Source organism: Paenirhodobacter populi (assembly GCF_004022215.1).
In the GTDB taxonomy this organism is placed as follows: domain Bacteria; phylum Pseudomonadota; class Alphaproteobacteria; order Rhodobacterales; family Rhodobacteraceae; genus Rhodobacter; species Rhodobacter populi.
In genome coordinates, this window is record NZ_SAUZ01000003.1 from 162803 (window position 1) to 181160 (window position 18358).

Annotated in this window: 21 protein-coding genes; 8 read left to right on the forward strand and 13 right to left on the reverse strand. The window is 65.7% G+C overall.

The window, feature by feature from the left end:
• Positions 1-76 precede the first annotated feature (76 nt).
• A complete protein-coding gene (locus D2T30_RS03870; RefSeq protein ID WP_128207716.1) occupies positions 77-628 on the forward strand; it encodes a YagU family protein in 552 nt (183 codons plus the stop codon).
• A 5-nt stretch (positions 629-633) separates the two neighbouring features.
• Here the strand turns inward: D2T30_RS03870 and D2T30_RS03875 are convergent, their stop codons facing one another.
• Genes D2T30_RS03875 through D2T30_RS03910 form a run of 8 tightly spaced genes read right to left on the reverse strand, consistent with a single transcriptional unit; the run spans position 634 to position 7388 of the window.
• Positions 634-1266 carry an HAD family hydrolase gene (locus D2T30_RS03875; RefSeq protein ID WP_128207717.1) on the reverse strand — a complete coding sequence of 211 codons (633 nt, stop codon included), beginning with the start codon at positions 1264-1266 and terminating at the stop codon, positions 634-636.
• Positions 1259-1714 carry a YaiI/YqxD family protein gene (locus D2T30_RS03880; RefSeq protein ID WP_128207718.1) on the reverse strand — a complete coding sequence of 152 codons (456 nt, stop codon included), beginning with the start codon at positions 1712-1714 and terminating at the stop codon, positions 1259-1261. The genes D2T30_RS03875 and D2T30_RS03880 overlap by 8 nt, the downstream gene beginning before the upstream one ends.
• Positions 1711-2541: an S-formylglutathione hydrolase gene (fghA, locus tag D2T30_RS03885; protein WP_128207719.1), complete on the reverse strand. Its 831-nt coding sequence runs from the start codon at positions 2539-2541 to the stop codon at positions 1711-1713. The genes D2T30_RS03880 and fghA overlap by 4 nt, the downstream gene beginning before the upstream one ends.
• A gap of 9 nt (positions 2542-2550) precedes the next feature.
• Positions 2551-3468 carry an AEC family transporter gene (locus D2T30_RS03890; protein ID WP_128207720.1) on the reverse strand — a complete coding sequence of 306 codons (918 nt, stop codon included), beginning with the start codon at positions 3466-3468 and terminating at the stop codon, positions 2551-2553.
• 55 nt (positions 3469-3523) lie between these two features.
• Positions 3524-4084 carry a PqiC family protein gene (locus D2T30_RS03895; RefSeq protein ID WP_128183958.1) on the reverse strand — a complete coding sequence of 187 codons (561 nt, stop codon included), beginning with the start codon at positions 4082-4084 and terminating at the stop codon, positions 3524-3526.
• 12 nt (positions 4085-4096) lie between these two features.
• Complete coding sequence (locus D2T30_RS03900; protein ID WP_128207721.1) at positions 4097-6118, reverse strand: PqiB family protein; 2022 nt, start codon at positions 6116-6118, stop codon at positions 4097-4099.
• Positions 6115-6768 carry a paraquat-inducible protein A gene (locus tag D2T30_RS03905; protein WP_128207722.1) on the reverse strand — a complete coding sequence of 218 codons (654 nt, stop codon included), beginning with the start codon at positions 6766-6768 and terminating at the stop codon, positions 6115-6117. The genes D2T30_RS03900 and D2T30_RS03905 overlap by 4 nt, the downstream gene beginning before the upstream one ends.
• Positions 6765-7388, reverse strand: a complete 624-nt coding sequence (locus D2T30_RS03910) for a paraquat-inducible protein A (RefSeq protein ID WP_128183954.1) — start codon at positions 7386-7388, stop codon at positions 6765-6767. Before D2T30_RS03910 ends, D2T30_RS03905 begins: the two co-directional genes overlap by 4 nt.
• Before the next feature lie 117 nt (positions 7389-7505).
• On the opposite strand from D2T30_RS03910, the gene D2T30_RS03915 reads away from it, so the two are divergent.
• From D2T30_RS03915 to D2T30_RS03935, 5 genes are all read left to right on the forward strand, one after another.
• Positions 7506-8351: a flagellar motor protein MotB gene (locus D2T30_RS03915; protein ID WP_128207723.1), complete on the forward strand. Its 846-nt coding sequence runs from the start codon at positions 7506-7508 to the stop codon at positions 8349-8351.
• A 100-nt stretch (positions 8352-8451) separates the two neighbouring features.
• Entirely contained in the window at positions 8452-9783 is a 1332-nt protein-coding gene (locus D2T30_RS03920; RefSeq protein WP_128207724.1) for a flagellar hook protein FlgE, read from the forward strand.
• A 34-nt stretch (positions 9784-9817) separates the two neighbouring features.
• Entirely contained in the window at positions 9818-11251 is a 1434-nt protein-coding gene (gene flgK, locus D2T30_RS03925) for a flagellar hook-associated protein FlgK (RefSeq protein WP_128207725.1), read from the forward strand.
• A gap of 1 nt (position 11252) precedes the next feature.
• Positions 11253-12275 carry a flagellin gene (locus D2T30_RS03930; protein ID WP_128207726.1) on the forward strand — a complete coding sequence of 341 codons (1023 nt, stop codon included), beginning with the start codon at positions 11253-11255 and terminating at the stop codon, positions 12273-12275.
• The gene (locus tag D2T30_RS03935; RefSeq protein WP_206612851.1) at positions 12275-13372 is read left to right on the forward strand and encodes a flagellar basal body P-ring protein FlgI; all 1098 of its coding nucleotides are present in this window, start codon (positions 12275-12277) and stop codon (positions 13370-13372) included. The genes D2T30_RS03930 and D2T30_RS03935 overlap by 1 nt, the downstream gene beginning before the upstream one ends.
• 372 nt (positions 13373-13744) lie before the next feature.
• On the opposite strand, the gene D2T30_RS03940 is transcribed toward D2T30_RS03935, so the two are convergent.
• Complete coding sequence (locus D2T30_RS03940; protein WP_128207727.1) at positions 13745-14359, reverse strand: 50S ribosomal protein L25/general stress protein Ctc; 615 nt, start codon at positions 14357-14359, stop codon at positions 13745-13747.
• A gap of 182 nt (positions 14360-14541) precedes the next feature.
• Between D2T30_RS03940 and ade the strand changes: the two genes are divergently transcribed.
• A complete protein-coding gene (gene ade, locus D2T30_RS03945; RefSeq protein ID WP_128207728.1) occupies positions 14542-16236 on the forward strand; it encodes an adenine deaminase in 1695 nt (564 codons plus the stop codon).
• Here the strand turns inward: ade and D2T30_RS03950 are convergent.
• The 3 genes from D2T30_RS03950 to D2T30_RS03960 form a co-directional block, all read right to left on the reverse strand.
• Entirely contained in the window at positions 16226-16504 is a 279-nt protein-coding gene (locus tag D2T30_RS03950; RefSeq protein WP_128183940.1) for a DUF6455 family protein, read from the reverse strand. The two genes, ade and D2T30_RS03950, sit on opposite strands and share 11 nt — an antisense overlap.
• Entirely contained in the window at positions 16495-16791 is a 297-nt protein-coding gene (locus D2T30_RS03955) for a DUF6455 family protein (RefSeq protein WP_128207729.1), read from the reverse strand. The genes D2T30_RS03950 and D2T30_RS03955 overlap by 10 nt, the downstream gene beginning before the upstream one ends.
• A gap of 84 nt (positions 16792-16875) precedes the next feature.
• Positions 16876-17634, reverse strand: coding sequence for a M48 family metallopeptidase (locus tag D2T30_RS03960; protein WP_128183936.1), 759 nt, complete (start codon positions 17632-17634; stop codon positions 16876-16878).
• Between the two features lie 184 nt (positions 17635-17818).
• On the opposite strand from D2T30_RS03960, the gene D2T30_RS03965 reads away from it, so the two are divergent.
• The gene (locus tag D2T30_RS03965; RefSeq protein WP_128207730.1) at positions 17819-18067 is read left to right on the forward strand and encodes a hypothetical protein; all 249 of its coding nucleotides are present in this window, start codon (positions 17819-17821) and stop codon (positions 18065-18067) included.
• On the opposite strand, the gene D2T30_RS03970 is transcribed toward D2T30_RS03965, so the two are convergent.
• Positions 18064-18312, reverse strand: a complete 249-nt coding sequence (locus tag D2T30_RS03970) for a DUF167 domain-containing protein (protein ID WP_128183932.1) — start codon at positions 18310-18312, stop codon at positions 18064-18066. The two genes, D2T30_RS03965 and D2T30_RS03970, sit on opposite strands and share 4 nt — an antisense overlap.
• Positions 18313-18358 lie beyond the last annotated feature (46 nt).

Genomic DNA, 18358 nt, shown 5'->3' on the forward strand with positions numbered 1-18358 from the left:
GTTTGCGCTAACGCTGCGAATACCGCAGGTCGTTTGCCCGCATCACCGCGGGCGGTGAAGCAAAGGGAATCCGCACATGTTACAGAACAAGGTCAACGTTCAGGTCATTGTCTGGACCACGCTCATCGGCGGGTTCTTCAGCTCGTTGGTCAAATGGGGATCGGAGGTGAACATGCCGCCCCGTGTGCCGGGCGAAATCTCGCCTCCCGGTGCGCATATCGACGCCTGGCTCGGCTGGCTCGGGATCAATTCGCATTCGCTCGATTACGTCTATCAGGGCGTGACCGTTCCCGGCGCGGTGACGCTGTATCACTGGCTCTTCAGCTTCGCCTTCGCCTTCCTCTATGTGGTCGGGTCGATCTGGTGGCCCAGGATCCGGCTGTGGTTCGGCGCGCTTTACGGCATCATCATCACGATCGTCATGCATGGGTTCTTCATCCCGCTGCTCGGCTTTCGCAATCCGGTCTATGCGAACGGCGCGACGGGCTGGCTGTGGAATCTCAATCAGGCCGAATTGTGGAGCGAGATCCTCGGCCATATCTACTGGTCGGTGTCGATCGAGGTCTGCATGATCGCGGTTCTGGCCTATTTCGGCCGTCCGATCAAAGGCAACTGGGTCGCCGCCTGATCGGTTCAGCGCGCCTCATCCGCGTCCAGCAATCCTTCGGCCACGAGCCTCGCCGCCCATTCCTGCGCGCCTTTGGCGGGATCGAGGTCGAAGGTATGGACCTTCCAGCCCCGTGCGGCGGCGGCGGCGATGTTGTCGGCGCGGTCGTCGGCGAACAGGAGCCGGGCGCCTGTCAGGCCGCAATCTGCCTCGACCAGATCGTAGATGCGGGGATCGGGCTTGGTGACGCCCATATGGCCCGAGACATAGGCCCGGTCGAATTCGGTCAGGAACGGATAGGCCTCCTGCGCGAGACGGAACGTCTCGATCCCGAAATTCGTCAGGGCGAAGACCGGCACGCCCTTGGCCCGCAAGGCGCGCAGGAGCCGCACAGACTGCGGGATCTCGGGCGAGGCCATGTGGATCCAGTCGTCATGCCAGCGCAGGATCGGGTCGTGCCAGCGGGGATAGCGGTCGGCCCAGTCCTTCACCGTATCCAGAAACGGCCCGCCACGGTCGATCACCTCGTTCATGCCGTGGAGGTCGATTTCCGCGAACATCGCGGCACGCTCGGCGGGGGGCATCAGCCTGTCGTAATGCCGTTCGGGCCGCCATTCGATCAGCACGTTGCCGATGTCGAAGATCACCGCCTCAACCATTCTTCTCCCTTTCCGCCGCACGGGTGGTGCGGTCCAGCGCATCGAGGAAGCGCGACCTGTCGGCCTTGGAAAACGCCCGGCCGCCGCCCTGCCGGAACGGATCGGCGGAGCGCAGATCCGCCATCAGGTCGCGCGTCGCCAGCACGTTGCCGATGTTGGCGGGGGTCAGCGCCTCGCCGTCCGGGCGCAGGACGCGGGCGCCGGCCTCGACACATTTCGCGGCCAGGGGGATGTCGTTCGTCACCACGACATCCCCCCGCCCCGCGCGTTCGGCGATGTATTTGTCGGCGACATCCGGCCCCTCGGGCACATAGACCATCGTCACCAGCGGGTTGCGCGAGGGCCTGAGCCCGCCGTTCGACACGAAGGCCAGCGCGACGCCAAGCCGCGTCGCCACGCGCTCGGCCTCGTCCTTCACCGGGCAGGCATCGGCGTCGATCCAGATCACCGGTAGAGCGCCTCGGCATGGAAGGCGATGTGGTCGGGAATGAAGGTCGAGACGAAGTAATAGCTGTGATCGTAGCCCTGTTGCAGGCGGAACGCGCCGGGCTGGCGGCGGGCGGCCATGGCATGGGCCAGCGTCTCGGGCTTCAGCAGGTCGAGGAACTGGTCCGAGGCGCCCTGATCCACCAGCACCTCGCCGTCGAAGCCGCGCTCGGCCATCAGGATCGAGGCGTCATGCGCGCGCCAGAGCGTTTCATCCGGGCCGAGATAGGCCGCGAACTGCTTGCGGCCCCAGTCGCTCGCCACCGGATTGGCGATCGGCGCGAAGGCGGAGACCGAGCGGAACCGCCCCGGCAGGGACAGCGCCAGCGTCAGCGCCCCGTGCCCGCCCATCGAATGGCCGGTGATGGCCTGACGGTCCTCGTCGATCTCGAAGCTGGCCGTCAGGATGCGGGGCAGTTCCTCGGCCACATAATCCCACATGCGGAAATGCGGCGCCCAAGGGGCCTCGGTCGCGTTGAGGTAAAAGCCCGCGCCCTGCCCGAGGTCATAGGCCGCATCGTCGGCCACCCCCTCGCCGCGCGGCGAGGTATCGGGAAAGACCAGCGCGATACCGTGTTCGGCGGCATAGCGTTGCGCGCCGGCCTTGGTCATGGCGTTTTCATGGGTGCAGGTCAGGCCCGACAGATACCACAGCAGCGGGACGGGATGGTCCGCCGCCTCGGCCGGCAGGAACAGGCCGAAGGTCATGTCCGTGCCCGTCGCCTCGGAGGCATGGGTATAGACCCCCTGCACCCCGCCGAAACACCTGTTTTCCGAAACCGTGCGCATCGCGCCCCCCTATTGCAGAACCCAGGCGATGATGCCCGGAATGGTCACGATGCTGACCCCGGTCGAGATCAGGATCGCGGTTGAAACCCGGTGCGCGGCGACACCGAAATACGTGGCCAGAATGTAGACGTTTCCGGCGACGGGCAAGGCCGCGGCGGCGATCATCACCCCGGCGGCATGGCGTTCGACCGGAAACAGCCACAGCGCGGTGATGGCCACCGCCAGCGGATGCAGCACCAGCTTGGCGAAGGACAGCCAGAGCGCCGGGCCGAAATGGCTGCCTTCGAGATTGGCGAGCGAGGCGCCGATCGCGAACAGCGCCACCGGCGTCGCCGCGCCGCCCAGCAGGGACAGGAAATCCCGCGCGGGCTGCGGCACCGGCAGGCCAAGCTCGGACCACAAGAGCCCCAGCACCATCGCCATGATGAGCGGATTGCGCAGCACGCCCAGCACGAGCGGCCCGACCGCCACCCGGCCCGAGCGCAACGCCGTGATGATGACGGTGATCAGCACCGAGAACACCACCATATCCGTCGTCAGCACCATCAGCACCGGCCCCGCCGCCTGCGGGCCGAGCAGCGCGACCAGCATCGGCACCCCCAGAAAGCCGGTGTTGCCGGTCATCGCGGTATGGGCCTCCATCGCCGCCTCCGGCCCGGGCAGCGCGCGCAGCCGCGCGACGGCCAGCACCAGCCCCCAGACCGCCAGCGAGCCGAGGATATAGGCCGCAAGGAAGGCCGGATCGAAGAGATCCGCCACCGGCAGCGTCGCGGCAAAGCCGAACAGCATCGCCGGCAGCGGGAAATAGAAGACGAAGCGGGTCAGCGCCGCGGTTGCCTGCGCATCCATGAACCGTCGCCGCCCGGCGATCCAGCCAAGGCCGATCAGCGCGAAGAACGGTATGGTTTTCAGAAAGATCGCCAGCATGGGTCCGGGCTATCACGCTCCGCTTGGCGCGCCTAGCCTCAACCCGCGCCGCGCCCTACTGAAGCTGCGCGATACGGGCGGCAAGCTGCGTCACCGCCTGCCCCTGCGCGGCGGCGATCGCGCCCGGCCCCTCGCCCGCCACGGGCACGCGGATGTCGAAGCGGCGCGTCACGTCACCGCCCGAGGCCGCCAGCGGCGTGACGTAGTAGCTGCCGCTCAGGCGCACGGTATTCTGCGGCGTGGCGATGAACTGTTCCACCCGCACCTCGATCCGCCGCTGCGGCAGGTCGGTCAGCGGCCATGGCTCGGCGATCACCCGCGCCCCGGACAGGCCCGAGATCTGCTGCGCCAGAACCAGCGTCACCGCCCGTCGCGGATCGTCGGCCCAGATGTTGTCGGGGCTCGAACGCACCGCGCCGTCGGCGGTCTGATACGGCACCTCCTGATCCGAGGCATATTGCGGCAGCGACACCTCGCGCAGTTCGGCGGAGCCGAGCCGGTTCGGATATTGCTGCGCCACCGGCGCGGGATCCAGCGCGAACCGCGCCGTCTTCGTCGGATCGGAACAGGCCGCCAGCGCGGCCAGAAGGATCAGGGCTGAAATCCGAAGGGTCATCACTGTCTCCCGTCAGCGGCCAAGGATGAAGGCGCGTGGATTGCGTTCGATCATGCGGGCGACCGAACTGATGGATTGGGTGGCGCGCTGCAATTCGCGCATCGTGCCGACAAGCTGGGCGTTGAAATCGGACCGGGCGCCGTAGGCGTTCACCATGCCCCGCGCCTCGGCCAGAAGCAGGTCGAGCCGCTCGGTGATCTCGGGCAGCCGGTTCGAGGCGCTGGCGATGCCCTGCGCCGCGCCTTGCGCCGCGTCGAGCGTGTCGTTCAGCTTCTGCGCCGCGCCGCCGCGCTGCAATTCGCCAAGGATCACCGCCACCTGTTCGAGCGTCGCCGACAGCGCCGCGGGCAGCCGTTCCGCGCCCTGCGTGCCCAGCATGCCGCGGATATCGGTGATCGTCGCGTCGATGTTGCGGCCGATATCTTCCAAGGGCATCGCCGCCAGCGCATCCGCCGCCTTGCCCGCCGAACTCAGCGTCTGGTCCAGCCCCTGAATTTCCGAGATGAAATTCGTCGCCGCGGTGGACAGCCCGTCGATCGCCGTCATCGCCTTTTGCGCCGCATCCTCGCTGTTCAGCGAAGCGACAAGCGCCTGCACCTGTTCCAGAACGGCGGAGAGGTTGCGCGGCACCTCGCGGGTTTCCTGACTGTCGGCGATGGCCGAGATGCTGTCCATCGTGCGGATCGCCGCATGCATCAGATCCTCGATCGGCAGCGCGTTGATCCGCCCGAACACATCGCGGGCCGAGGCAGCGACGTCGTTCTGCGTCGCGGGCGCGGTCGGGATGCTGGGATAGGGCGTGTCCTGCAGGTTCATCCCCGTGTCCGAGGGGGCAGCAACATCGGTCAGCTCGACGATCAGCGTGGTGCCGAAAAGGCCCGTCCCCGCGATCCGCGCCCGCAGCCCCTGTTCGACCTGCGTTTCGAGGAAATCGGTGACCTCGGTCGCCTCGGCGTTGCGGTCGAGCCCGAGCCGTTCCGGCGACAGCGCGATGATGACCTGTTGCTGGGCGTGCTTTTCGCCGTTGCCGGTGTCGGTCACGCGGATCGACAGATCCGAGACCTCGCCCGCCTCGACCCCGCGGAACTGCACCTTGGCACCCTTTTCGAGACCGTTCACCGCCTCGTCGAACAGCAGCACGTAATGCGGCGGATTGACCAGATCCGAGCCGAAGATCGAGGCGCGGGCCGAGCCCTCGTCCGCGAACAGCCGGAAGACCTGACCGTTCTCGACCGCGCCGCCGCCGCTGGAGAAGGTGTCGAATTCCACCCCGCCCTGCACGATCGTGGCAAGCGAGCGCATCGACAGGTTCACCCCGTTCGGACCGACCGAGAAAGAGATCCCCGAGGTGTTCCAGAACCGCGTGACGCCGGACATCCGCGCGTCATAGGGCTTGTTGATGAAAGCGTCGATGACGACGCCGGTGCCGGTGCTGTTCAGCCGCAGGTTCTGCAACCGCCCGACCGTCAGCCCGCGATACAGGATCGGCGCCCCCTCGGCGAGGCCGCCGGCATCGTCGGCGGCAAGCTCGACCACCGTTCCGCGGCTGGGATCCGGGGCGACGGGCGGGCGTTCGAGCCCGGTGAACTCGGTTTGCCGTTCGCCGGGATCGGCGTCCCACCAGCCCTCGATGAAGGTCCCCGACAGCACCGTGTCCAGCCGCGAGATCCCCTGCGCCGAGACCTCGGGCCGCACCAGCCAGAAGCGCGCGTCCTTGTCGATATAGGGCACGACCTTCTTGTCCACCCGCACTTCGACGCGGACGGAATTGAGGTCGGGGGTGAAGCCCACGGTTTCCACCGTGCCGACCGTCACCTCGCGGAATTTCAGCACCGTCTCGCCGGGATTGATGCCGGTCGCGTCGGCGAAGTCGATCTGGATCAGCTCGCCCCGGCCGGAATAGGTCTTCCACGCGACGCCAAGCGTGATCGCCAGCGCGATCAGCGGCACGATCCAGATCACCGAGACCCGGGTCCAGATCGGATCGGGGGCGGGAGCCTTGCGCATCTCGGCGATGTCGGGGGAATCGTTCATGTCTCTCTCGTCACTTGGGGAGCGGGCTGTTCGGGATCGGGCGTCGGCGGAACACGCCAGATCAGCCGCGGGTCGAAACTCTGGGCGGACAGCATCGTGAAGGCGACCGACAGCGCAAAGGCCACCGCCGCCGGGCCGGGATGGATCGTGGCGACGAAGCCAAGCTGCACCAGCGACGACAGGATCGCCACGACGAAAACGTCGATCATCGACCAGCGGCCGATGAATTCCACGACATCGTAAAGCATCAGATGGCGTCCGCCGCGCTGCCCCGGCACGCGGACGGTGAAGGCCAGATAGGCGATGGCGATGAATTTGGCGATCGGAATCAGCACCGAGGCCATCAGGATGATCAGCGCAACCGCCCAGTCACCATGCTGCGCCAGCTCGACCGCGCCGCCCGCGATGGTGTTTTCCTGCGTGCCGAACATCGTCGAGGTCCGCAGCATCGGGAACAGGTTGGCGGGGATGTAGAAGATCAGCCCGGCCCACCACCAGGCCCAGACCCGTTGCAGCGACCGGATGTCGACCGGATGCAGGTGGCTGCCGCAGCGGCCGCAGCGGGCGGTCCCCGCGGGCCAGACCTTGCCGCATTGCGTGCATCCGGTCAGCCCGGCGTCGGTGGCGCTGATGATCTCCGGCCCGCTCATCCCTTTCCGATCGCCTCCCAGATTGCCGATTTGCTCATATAGGCGTTTTTCAGGACGTTGACGATGATAAGGCAGCAGAAAGCCCAGAAGGCCGGCCCGAAGGATATCGATGCGAGGCCGCCGATCTTGACCAGCGCGACGGCGGTGCCGATGACGAAGATCTCGGCCATCGACCAGGGCTGCGATTCCTCGACCATGCGGAAGACGAAAGCGGCATGCCGCCACGGCGGGCGGCCGTTCGCCAGCGGCCACAGGGTGTAGATCAGCCCGGCGAAGCGCAGCGCCGGCAGCGCGACGATCACCATCAGCACGGCCAGCGACAGCGGCGCATACCAGCTGTCGGAAAAGGCCATGGCCACCTCGAAAACGGAACTGGCATGGCCGAACCCGTGCGAGGAAATGCTGAGGAACGGAAAGAACACCGCCGCCGCCATCAGGATCATCGCCGAGAAGGCCAGCGACAGCACCTGAAGGAAGGAGCGCGCCCTTGGCGCCACCATCAGGCTGCCGCAGCGCGCGCAGAAGGCGCGCTCATTCTCGCCCAGTGACGGGAGATGGTGTAGCGCGTCGCAATGCGGACAGGCGACAAGGTCTTCGATCGGAGGAAGCGGCGCGTTCATGCGCCTAGGATAATCGCCTTGGCGGCCCCGGCAAGCCGCATCCGCAGCGCGGCGCTTAAACCGGCGTTAATGCCGCGCGCGTATAGCGGAGATCATCGTGACGGAATCGGGGACGGGATGGGCAAGGGCGACACCAACGCGCCGATCATCATCAGGCGCAAGACGGTCGTGCAGGGCGGCGGCCATCACGGCGGCGCCTGGAAGGTGGCCTATGCCGATTTCGTGACGGCGATGATGGCCTTCTTCCTGCTCATGTGGCTGCTGAACGCGACGACCGAGAAACAGCGCAAGGGCATCGCCGATTATTTCAGCCCGACGCTGCCGGTCAACCGGATCTCGGGCGGCGGCGACGGCGCCTTTGGCGGCGATTCGGTGCTGTCGCAGAATCAGGCGGCGGAATCGGGCACCGGGGCGATCTTTCCGATCCCGCTGAAGCAACCGGGCGACCATGCGATGGACAGCGATACCGCCCGCGAGGGGGAGGATGAGCTTCGACAGGTGGCGGAGGAAATCGAACGCACCCTTGCCGGGCGCAGCGGCGAGTTGATGGCAAGCGACCGGATCGCCCGCCGCGTCGTGACCCGCGTCACCGACGAGGGGCTGATCGTCGAATTCTTCGATCTGGAGGACGAGCCGCTGTTCGCCCCCGACACCGCCGAGCCGGAGCCGATCCTTGACGAGATCGCGGGGATGCTGACGCGGGTGTTTTCGCTGGTCGGCAATCAGGTGGCGGTAAACGGCTATGTCCGCGCCTACCCCGAGGTGTTGCGCGTCAATCCCACCTGGGATCTTTCGGCGGCGCGCGCACAGGTTCTGCGCGAAAGGCTGGAAGCCGCCGGGTTCGACCGCAAGCGGATCCAGCGGGTCACGGGCTATGCCGACCGCAAGCCCGCCGTCCCCGCCGTGCCGATGTCGGTGCGCAACAACCGGATCGAGGCGATCCTGCTCCGCAAGGGCCGCTGATCCGGTCCGGTTGCGGCAATTTCAGGTGTTAGGCCGATTTTAACGCCCCTCACGGCACAATTCCCGTGCCCCCGGGGCAACGCAGCAGAAAGGCGCAAACATGTCCATTTCCTCCTCGCTCAATTCCGGTGTCGCGGGCCTTTCGGCGAATGCGACGCGGCTGGCGGCGATCTCAGACAATATCGCGAATTCGGCGACCTATGGCTACAAACGGTCCGAGGCCGATTTCGAAAGCCTTGTTCTCAACGACAATCGCGCCGTGAACGGCAGCTATACGGCGGGCGGGGTACGGGCCTTCACCAACCGGCTGGTGTCGGAACAGGGAACGCTGGTCTCGACCTCGAACTCGATGGACATCGCGATCGCCGGGCGCGGCTTCCTGCCCGTGACGACAACCACCTCGCTCGATTCGCTGACCGATTCGAAGCTGCTCATGACCACGACGGGCTCGTTCTCGACGGATGCGAACGGCGTGCTGCGCACCGCGACCGGGCTGGTCCTGCTTGGCTGGGCGGCGAATGCCGACGGGTCGATCCCGGTGACCTCGCGCGATACGGTGTCCGGCCTGACCCCGGTGGTCATCAATGCGAACCAGACGGCGGGCGACCCGACGACCAAGATCACGCTGGGGGTCAACCTGCCCTCGACCCAGACCGAGGAAGGCGCGACCATCACCCCGCTGCCGATGTCGGTCGAATATTTCGACAATCTCGGCTCGTCCAAGACGCTGAACTTCACCTTCACCGCCGTCCCACCGGTGGCGCCGGCGACCTCCTCGAACGCTTGGGAAATGAGGATCACCGATTCCGCCAGGAATGACGAGGTCGTCGCCAGCTATACCCTGACCTTCTACGATACATTCGAGAACCGCGGAACGATCCAGTCGGTCACGCCCGCTGCCGACAATCCGGCCGAAACAGTCTGGGATCCGCAGACCGGCGGGCTGAAGCTGAAAGTCGGCTCCGTCGGCGACGACATGGTCATCTCGATCGGCAAACCGGGCGATACCAACGGGCTGACGCAATTCGCGGGGGATTTCTCGCCGACCTCCATTTCCAAGGACGGCTCGCCCGTCGGCAACCTCGCCGGCATCGAGATCGACGAGAACGGCTTCATCAAGGCGACCTACGATACCGGCTTCATCCGCACCCTGTATCAGATCCCGCTGGTCGACGTGCCGAATCCGAACGGGCTGACCGCGCTGGACAGTCAGGCTTACCGCATCTCCTCGAGCTCCGGGTCCTTCTATCTGTGGGATGCGGGCAGCGGGCCGACCGGCACCGTCGCGGGCTATGCGCGCGAGGGATCCGCCGTCGATGTGGCGCATGAACTGACCAGCCTGATCCAGACCCAGCGGGCCTATTCCTCGAACGCCAAGGTCATTCAGACGGTCGATGAGATGCTGCAGGAAACCACCAACATCAAGCGCTGACGCCTGACCGAAACCGCGGCACGGAGGCTGCCAAATGAGTATCACGAATGCACTGAACAACGCGGTCTCCGGCCTGTCGGCCATGTCGCGCATGACCGAGGTGATCGCCTCCAACACCGCCAATGCGCTGACCGAAGGCTATGCCCGCCGCGAGGTCCAGTTGTCGTCGGCCAATCTGACCGGCGGGGTCCGGATCGATGGCATCGCCCGCCAGATCAGCGAATCATTGTTGCAGGAAAAGCGTCAGGCAGATGCCGCGGCGTCCAATGCGACCACGCTCAGCACGGCGCTGTCCGCGATCGAGGGTATGCTCGGCACACCCGGCGATGGCGGGTCGCTGAGCGATGCGCTGTCGGCCTTCGACAGCGCCCTGATCTCGGCCGCAGCTACCCCGGAAAATGCGACGGCCCTGTCGGCCGCGGTCGATGCCGCCAAGGGAGTGACTGAAAAACTGAACGCGGTCTCGGAGGGCGTTCAGTCCCTGCGCCTGAACGCCGACACGTCGATCGGCCAGCAGGTCCAGAGCCTCAATGACACCCTCGCCCAGATCGCCGATCTGAACAAGGCGATCACCCGCGCCAGCGCCGTCGGCAATGACGCCTCCTCCCTGATGGATCAGCGTCAGGTGCTGGTCAATCAGATCGAGGAGATCGTGCCGATCCGCAGCATCGAGCGCGGCGGAAACCAGATCGCCCTTTATACCACCGGGGGGCTGGCGCTTCTGGATGGCACGGCGGCGACAATCGAATTCTCGCCGGCTCACGTGATGGGCGTGGATATATCGCTCGCCGGCGGGCAACTGTCCGGCCTGTCGGTGAATGGCCGCAGCGTGACCACGACGGCGGGGGGTCTCATGGCGGGCGGTTCCCTCGCCGCGGCCTTCGAGATCCGCGATGAACTCGCGCCGCAGATACAGACCGATCTCGACGCCTTCGCCCGCAATCTGATCGAGCGGTTTTCCGACAGTTCCCTGACCCCGACTGCTCCGGGCCTGTTCACCGATGCCGGAAACGCGCTGGATCTTACGAAAGAAGCCGGGCTTGCACAGCGTATCAGCATCAACGCCGCCGTCGATCCCGCCGCTTCCGGAGAAGTCTGGCGACTGCGCGACGGCCTTGCGGCAACCAGCGAGGGCGCGGCCAGCAATGCCACGCTTCTGGGCGCCCTGTCGGATGCCTTTTCGCGGGCGACGGTGCCTGCATCCGGTAGCTTCTCCCCGGCGGCGCGCAGCGTGACGGAACTCGCAGCCGATCTGCTCAGCAGGATTTCGACCTCCCGCCAATCGGCCGAAAGCCGGCAAAGCTACCTCACCGCCCGGCAGGAAACCGTCACACAACAGGTTCTGTCGCAGGGCGTCGACACCGACCGTGAACTGCAAACCCTTCTGCAGGTCGAGCAGGCCTATGCCGCCAATGCAAGGGTCATCCAGGCCGTCGACGAAATGATGCAAGCCATATTGGAGCTGTAATATGAACTACCTTTCCACCGGCGATATGGCACTCACCTATCAGCTGCGCACGCATAACACGCAGATCAAACAGACGCTGAGCCGGCTGTCCGACGAATTGACGACGGGCGTAAAATCCGACATCGGCAAAGCCGTGCAGGGCAATTTCACCACCCTTTCGGCGCTGGAGGCCTCGCGCGCCAGGCTGAGCAGCTACAAACTGGCAGCCGACCAGACCGAGATTTTCGTGACTTCGGCGCAATCGGCGCTTGAGAACATTCAAAATCAGGCCAGCCAGATCGGCAAAAGCCTGATTTCCGCCGCCAGCTCTCCCGCGGCAGCATCTGCGGATGTTGCCCTCTCGGCAGCGGCGGAGGCTTTCACCTCGGTCCTTTCGGCACTGAACACACGAACCAACGGGCGATATGTTTTCGCGGGAGAGGATTCACAGACCAAACCCTTCGCTTCATCGCAGGAAATCCTGACGGCACTGGCCGGGACAGTCGAAGGCATGACCGATCCCGATCAGATCATCGCGGCGATCGATGCCTGGTTCGACGTGCCGGCCTCAACCGGGGAAACTGATGAATTCGCCGCCACTGCCTACAAGGGCAGCAGCGTGCCCGCCGCCGGTATCCGCATTTCCGATACGGATACGCTGACCTTTCCGGTGACAGGCAATGACACCGCAATTCGCGATACGCTCAAAGGCCTCGCACTGGCGGCGCTGGTGTCAGCCGACGTGATCGGCGGGGACAATGACCTGCGCAGTTCCCTGACGCAGTCGGCAGGTCTTTATCTGACCGCGGCGGATACAGGGCTTGCAACCCTGCGCGGAAAGGTCGGCCTCATCGAAGAAAAGATCGCCGATGCACAGGCCGCTCAGACCGCGGAAATCAGCTCGATCGATCTGGCGAAGGCAAAACTGCTCGAGGCGGATCCCTACGAAACCGCCACCGCATTGGAGGCCGTCGAGACACAGTTGGAAACCCTCTACACCCTGACCGCACGCCTCTCGCAATTGTCCCTGACCAATTACCTGTGATGCGCCTCATCTTCCTTCTCCTGCTGGTGTTGATGCCCTCGCTCGCTTCGGCGGCCTCGGTCCGGATCAAGGATCTGGTCGATTTCGACGGTGTGCGCGGAAATGATCTCGTCGGATACGGCCTTGTCGTCGGGCTGAACGGCACGGGAGACGGTCTCCGAAACGCGCCCTTCACGGAAGAGATCATGCAGAATGTTCTGGAGCGGCTCGGCGTCAACGTCACCGGGGAGCAGTTGCGCCCCAAGAACGTCGCCGCCGTTCTGGTCACCGCGAGCCTCGCGCCCTTCGCCCGCGCCGGCAGCCAGATCGACGTAACCGTATCCGCCATCGGCGATGCCAAGAGCCTGCTTGGCGGCACGCTGATCATGACCCCGCTGAATGCGGCGGATGGTGAAATCTATGCGGTCGCGCAGGGCACGATCCTGTCCGGCGGCGTTTCCGTTCAGGGGCAGGCGGCATCTGTCGTTCAGGGCGTTCCGACTTCCGGCTCCATTCCCAACGGCGCGCGCGTGGAACGCGAAGTCGCCTTTGATCTGGGATCGCTGCGGACATTGCGTCTGGCGCTGAAAAGCCCCGATTTCACGACGGCGGGGCGGATCGAGCGGGTCATCAACCGGGAATTCGGCTCCCGCGTGGCGACGATGATGGATTCGGGCACGGTGACGCTGGATCTTGGCCGCGCCAACATGCAATCCGCCGCCCATGCCATCGGCCGGATCGAGGGACTGAACGTCGAGCCCGAACAGCGCGCCCGCGTGGTCGTGGACCAACGCTCCGGCACCATCGTCATGGGCGAGGATGTCCGCATTTCACGTGTCGCCGTCAGCCAAGGGAACCTGACCCTGCGTGTGCAGGAACAACCGATTGCCGTGCAGCCGGATCCGTTTTCCCGCGGCCAGACCGTGGTCGTGCCGCGAACGGGCGTTTCCCTTGAGGACGAGCCGGGCATTCAGATCGCGGAGATCCCGACAAGCAGTTCGCTGTCCGATGTGGTGGCGGGGCTGAATGCCCTTGGCGTCTCGCCCCGCGACATGATCGACATTCTCAGGAGCATCCATACCGCCGGAGCATTGCATGCGGAATTCATCGTGAACTAACGGGGTGGGTCGGCGTGATCTCGCTGGAGGCTCTTCTTGGCGTCCGACAAATCCACATTGCCCACTCCAGATCACATGTGTCGCCGGAAGTATCAAAAGGATGCCCCGCACAGCGGCGTTCCTGCCGCCTTATGACAGTCATCGCGTGACAATCCTCGCATATATTTCAAAGATCCCGATTATCTTCAGGCTCCGACGGAAGCACCCGCTCTTTCCCCCGGACCTCGTCTGGGCCCGCATTGCACCTAGCGGCGGCGGATTCCGACGGCGCCCCCGGACAGAAAAACAACAAAAGAAAGACCCGAAAGCTTCCGCTTCCGGGTCCGGCATTCATCAGACAGATGCGGCCTGAGCCGCCACTGCCATCGAGGATCAGGCTTCCTCGGTCGTTTCTTCCGGTTCGTCGCCCGCGACAAGACCGCTCGGCGCCGCGACGTTCGCGATGACGAAGTTGCGGTCGATGGTCGGCTTCGCGCCGGCCGGCAGCACCACGTCACCGATGTGGATGACATCGCCGATCTGCTTGCCGGTCAGGTCCACGGTGATGTGGTCCGGGATATCGGCCGCCAGAACTTCCAGTTCGACTTCCGGACGCACGATGGTCAGCGTGCCACCCTTCTTCAGACCGGGCGCGGCTTCGTGGTTCTCGAAGTTCACGTGGATGAACAGATTGATGCGCGACCCACGGTGCGTGCGCATGAAATCGACATGCGTCGGCAGATCCTTGACCACATCCTTCTGCACGCCGCGGCAGATCACCCGCACGTCTTCCTGACCTTCGACCTTCAGGTTGAACAGGGTCGACAGGAACCGGCCCTTACGCAGACGGGTCAGCAGCTTGTTGTAGTCCAGGTTCAGAGCCACCGGCTCCTTGCCGTCGCCATAGACGATGCCGGGCACGAGACCCTGACGACGTGCTGCGCGAGCGGCCCCCTTGCCCGTCCCCGTGCGCACGACGGCTTCGAGAGTTTCAATCTCTTTTGCCATTTGCGTATTCCTTAAATTGGCGTTTCGGGCCTCCTCCAAGGGTGCAGGCCCATGAAGGGGTGCCCTTAGTGGCAAAACACCCGTTTGACAAGGGCGAATCGCCCCTGCCCCGGGCGGAATCCTCTGGCAGCCCTGCCCGCTTTTCGACATGATCCGGGCAAGACCGGAAAGGAAGCAGGACCATGACCAAACTCGCCCAACGCATCGATCAGGGCCGCGGCCTCGAACCCGCCGATCTGGTGCTGAAGAACGCGCGGGTCTACGACCTGATCACCGGCGAACTGGTCGGGACAGACGTGGCGATCTGCGGCGATACGATCGTCGGCACCTTCGGCCGCTACGAGGGGCGGCGCGAGATCGACCTGACCGGCAGGATCCTCGTCCCGGGCTTCATCGACACCCATCTGCATATCGAAAGCTCGCTGGTCACGCCATTTGAATTCGACCGCTGCGTCACGCCGCACGGCGTCACCACGGCGATCTGCGACCCGCATGAGATCGCCAATGTCTGCGGCCTCACGGGCATCCGCTATTTCCTCGACGCCTCGGTGCGGACGCTGATGGACATCCGGGTGCAGCTCTCGTCCTGCGTGCCCTCGACCCATATGGAAACCACGGGTGCGGTGCTTGAGGCGGCGGACCTGATCCCGCTGATCGACCATCCGCGCAGCCTCGGGCTCGCCGAATTCATGAACTATCCCGGCGTGCTGATGAAGGATCCGGGCTGCATGGCCAAGCTCGACGCCTGGGCCGGGCGGCATATCGACGGCCACGCCCCCCTGCTCCGCGGCAAGGATCTGAACGGCTACATTTCCGCCGGGATCCGCACGGAACATGAGGCGACCTCGGCCGAAGAAGGGCTGGAAAAGCTGCGCAAGGGGATGCGCGTGCTGATCCGCGAGGGGTCGGTGTCCAAGGATCTGCACGCGCTGGCGCCCCTGCTGACGGAACGCCATTCGCCCTATCTGTGCTTCTGCACCGATGACCGGAACCCGCTCGACATCGCGGAACACGGCCATCTGGACTACATCATCCGCACCGCGATCGCGCTTGGCGCGCCGCCGCTAGCCGCCTACCGCGCCGCAAGCCTGTCGGCCGCCGAGGCCTTCGGGCTCAAGGACCGCGGCCTGATCGCGCCGGGCAAGCGCGCCGACATCGTGGCGATCGACGGGCTGGAAAGCTGCCGCGTCGCGCAGGTCTTCGCCGGCGGGGTCGAGGTGACGGATGCCGCCTTCGCCGCCCGCGAGACGATCCCCCCCGTCGCGCGCCACTCGGTCAAGGCGCCGAAGGTGACCGCCGAGAGCTTCCGCACCGGCGCGAACCGGCGCGAAACGCCGGTGATCGGCATCCTGCCCGGTAAGATCATCACCGAGCATCTGACCTTCGACATCGCGCCCGAGGGCGGCGACAAGAAGCCCGACCTGACCCGCGACCTGATCAAGATCGCCGTGGTCGAACGCCACGGCAAGAACGGCAATATCGCCACCGGCTTCGTCAAGGGCTTCGGGTTGCAGCGCGGAGCGATCGCCTCGACCGTCTGCCACGACCACCACAATATCGTCGTGGTGGGCGCGGATGCCGCCGACATGACGCTGGCCGCGAACCGGCTGACGGATCTGGAAGGCGGTTTCGTCGTGGCGGCAGGGGGCGAGATCCTCGCCGAGCTTGCCCTGCCCGTCGCCGGGCTGATGAGCCTCGATCCGTTCGAGACGGTGCGCGACCGGCTGGTCGACCTGCGCGCCGCGGCAAAGTCACTTGGCGTGACGTTGGAAGAGCCCTTCCTGCAACTCGCCTTCCTCGCGCTGCCGGTGATCCCGCATCTGAAGATCACCGATCACGGCATGGTCGATGTCGACCGGTTCGAGGTCATTCCGTGACCGCCGGGGCCAGCGCGCGCAATTCGGCCAGGATCAGTGCATTCTGGCAGGGCTTGCCCGCCCGCGACGGGTCCGCCCCGCGCGGATAGGCCAGATAGGTCAGGCAATCCTCGGCCCGCGGGCAGGCTTGGCACCGTTCGACCATCCGCAAAAAGGTCGCGCGCGGCAGGCGCCCGTCATGCATCGCGGCGTCGATGCTGACCCCGGCGCGGCGGGCGATGCCCCGCGTCACCCAGAAATACAGATCGCCGTGAACCGCTATGCCCATGCCCGTTCCTCCTGCCGCGCGGGCATCAGCGCCTCGATCAACGCACGGTTGGCGCAAAAGGCGGGCAGCTCCGCCAAGGCCGGGTCCGCCCCCGGCCGCAATGCCGCCGCAAGCCGGTGCCGGCATTTGTGCGGCGCGGGGCAGCGCAGGCAGGCCATCACCGCGTCGCGCCACGCGGCGCCGGACAGCCCGCCCGATCGCAGCGCCCCGGCCATATCGACCCCCTGCATCGCCGCCACGCGGTTCATCAGCGCCGCATGGGAATGAACTGTCCTGACCTCGAACATGGCTTCCCCCTTTGTGTGCATGGGAAAACCCTGCGCCGCCGGCGGCGCGCGCGCCATGACCCAGATCAATCCGGGGTGCGGAAATCAGATCTGGCCGGCCTGCAACTGCGCGATGGTGCGGCGCACGACCATCACCCGCTGCGCGTTCGGCGGGTGCGAGCCCAGGAACTGGTCCCCCGGATCGGACAGCCGGTTGAAGAACAGCACCCCCCGCGCCGGATCGAACCCCGCATCCCAGGAAATGATCGTGCCCAGCCGGTCGGCCTGCAATTCGTAGTCCTTGGAATAGGCCCGGCTGCCGACCGAGGCGCCGATATCCTGCGCCTGCGAAATCCCCGTCGCATCCGCCCCCGTCGCCGCCGCCAGCACGCCAAGGATCATCGCCCCCGCCGCCGCATCCTGCGATTTGGATTGCAGATGGCCAAGGATGTGATGCGCCGCCTCATGCCCCATGACAAAGGCCAGCTCGTCAGGATTGCGCGCCTCGGCGATCAGGGCAAGGTTGAAGGCGACGATCGGGTTGCCCTGCGAATCCACGGTCTGGAACGCATTGGGCGAGGCGCTCTGCCGTTCGTCCACCAGAATCCGGTAGTTGCAGTTCTGCCGCCCCTGCGTGCGTTCAAGGCATTCCTCGCGGATCTTCGGCTGCATGGTGCGGGCGACGGCGATGAAATTGTCGGCCGCCTGCTGCGTCGACAGCCGCGCGGGCACTGCCTCGGCGCTGACCTGCGGGGCCGCGGCGGGATGCGGAACCACGACCTGCTGGCGCGGCGCGACGGAGCACGCGCCAAGCATCGCCGCCAGAAGCAGCCCCAGACAGGCACGGATCACGGTTGCTTGCATCGTCAGGCCCTTTGGCAGGCAGGAGGGGGGAATCCCGGACCGAAATCTAGCGACCCGCGCGGCGAAGGCAAAGATCCCGGCGCATCACTTCACGCAAGTTTTCGCCGGGCCTGCGATTTCCGCCGCCCGCGCCCCACCGCAGATTACGCTTTCCCGCCGCCCGGGGGCAGGCTAGCATGGCATCATGTTTACCATCGAACACGAATTCGACGCCACCGTGATCACCCTCGTCGACGAGGGGGACGATCCGCGCGACTATCTGCAGGAAGACATAACGATCCAGTCCTTCGAGGATTGCGTCGTGCTCGAACAGATGGACGACCAGACCGAGGCCGTCAGCCGCATCGTCTTTTCCCACGCGCAATTGCGCGAGCTGGCAGCCGCGCTGAACCTGCCCGAGGGCGTCTACCGGCTGCGGCAGAACAACGGCTAATCGACGCGAAACACCTTGTCCCGCGCGGTCTGGCCCCGCACCAGAACCAGCCGCGATTTCGCGATGCCAAGCGCCTTTGCCAGCAGCTTCACCACCTCGGCATTGGCCTTGCCGTCCTCGGGCACCACGGTGACATAGGCGCGCAGCCCGTCCCCGGTCAGGACAAGCGCATTGCGCGAGGCCCGCGGCGTCACCCGCAGCGCGATTTCCGTGCCAGGCACGGCAAGATGGCTCAGATCGGTCATGCCGCCTTGTAGGCCGCAATGCGCCGCCCGGAAAGGCCCGCCCCGA

Bases quoted from the DNA above. Each gene is read 5' to 3' on its own strand.
- D2T30_RS03870 (WP_128207716.1), top strand. From the start codon at position 77: ATGTTACAGAACAAGGTCAACGTTCAGGTCATTGTCTGGACCACGCTC.
- D2T30_RS03875 (WP_128207717.1), bottom strand. From the start codon at position 1,266: ATGGTTGAGGCGGTGATCTTCGACATCGGCAACGTGCTGATCGAATGG.
- fghA (WP_128207719.1), bottom strand. From the start codon at position 2,541: ATGCGCACGGTTTCGGAAAACAGGTGTTTCGGCGGGGTGCAGGGGGTC.
- D2T30_RS03890 (WP_128207720.1), bottom strand. From the start codon at position 3,468: ATGCTGGCGATCTTTCTGAAAACCATACCGTTCTTCGCGCTGATCGGC.
- D2T30_RS03895 (WP_128183958.1), bottom strand. From the start codon at position 4,084: ATGACCCTTCGGATTTCAGCCCTGATCCTTCTGGCCGCGCTGGCGGCC.
- D2T30_RS03900 (WP_128207721.1), bottom strand. From the start codon at position 6,118: ATGAACGATTCCCCCGACATCGCCGAGATGCGCAAGGCTCCCGCCCCC.
- D2T30_RS03905 (WP_128207722.1), bottom strand. From the start codon at position 6,768: ATGAGCGGGCCGGAGATCATCAGCGCCACCGACGCCGGGCTGACCGGA.
- D2T30_RS03910 (WP_128183954.1), bottom strand. From the start codon at position 7,388: ATGAACGCGCCGCTTCCTCCGATCGAAGACCTTGTCGCCTGTCCGCAT.
- D2T30_RS03915 (WP_128207723.1), top strand. From the start codon at position 7,506: ATGGGCAAGGGCGACACCAACGCGCCGATCATCATCAGGCGCAAGACG.
- D2T30_RS03920 (WP_128207724.1), top strand. From the start codon at position 8,452: ATGTCCATTTCCTCCTCGCTCAATTCCGGTGTCGCGGGCCTTTCGGCG.
- flgK (WP_128207725.1), top strand. From the start codon at position 9,818: ATGAGTATCACGAATGCACTGAACAACGCGGTCTCCGGCCTGTCGGCC.
- D2T30_RS03930 (WP_128207726.1), top strand. From the start codon at position 11,253: ATGAACTACCTTTCCACCGGCGATATGGCACTCACCTATCAGCTGCGC.
- D2T30_RS03935 (WP_206612851.1), top strand. From the start codon at position 12,275: ATGCGCCTCATCTTCCTTCTCCTGCTGGTGTTGATGCCCTCGCTCGCT.
- D2T30_RS03940 (WP_128207727.1), bottom strand. From the start codon at position 14,359: ATGGCAAAAGAGATTGAAACTCTCGAAGCCGTCGTGCGCACGGGGACG.
- ade (WP_128207728.1), top strand. From the start codon at position 14,542: ATGACCAAACTCGCCCAACGCATCGATCAGGGCCGCGGCCTCGAACCC.
- D2T30_RS03950 (WP_128183940.1), bottom strand. From the start codon at position 16,504: ATGGGCATAGCGGTTCACGGCGATCTGTATTTCTGGGTGACGCGGGGC.
- D2T30_RS03955 (WP_128207729.1), bottom strand. From the start codon at position 16,791: ATGTTCGAGGTCAGGACAGTTCATTCCCATGCGGCGCTGATGAACCGC.
- D2T30_RS03960 (WP_128183936.1), bottom strand. From the start codon at position 17,634: ATGCAAGCAACCGTGATCCGTGCCTGTCTGGGGCTGCTTCTGGCGGCG.
- D2T30_RS03965 (WP_128207730.1), top strand. From the start codon at position 17,819: ATGTTTACCATCGAACACGAATTCGACGCCACCGTGATCACCCTCGTC.
- D2T30_RS03970 (WP_128183932.1), bottom strand. From the start codon at position 18,312: ATGACCGATCTGAGCCATCTTGCCGTGCCTGGCACGGAAATCGCGCTG.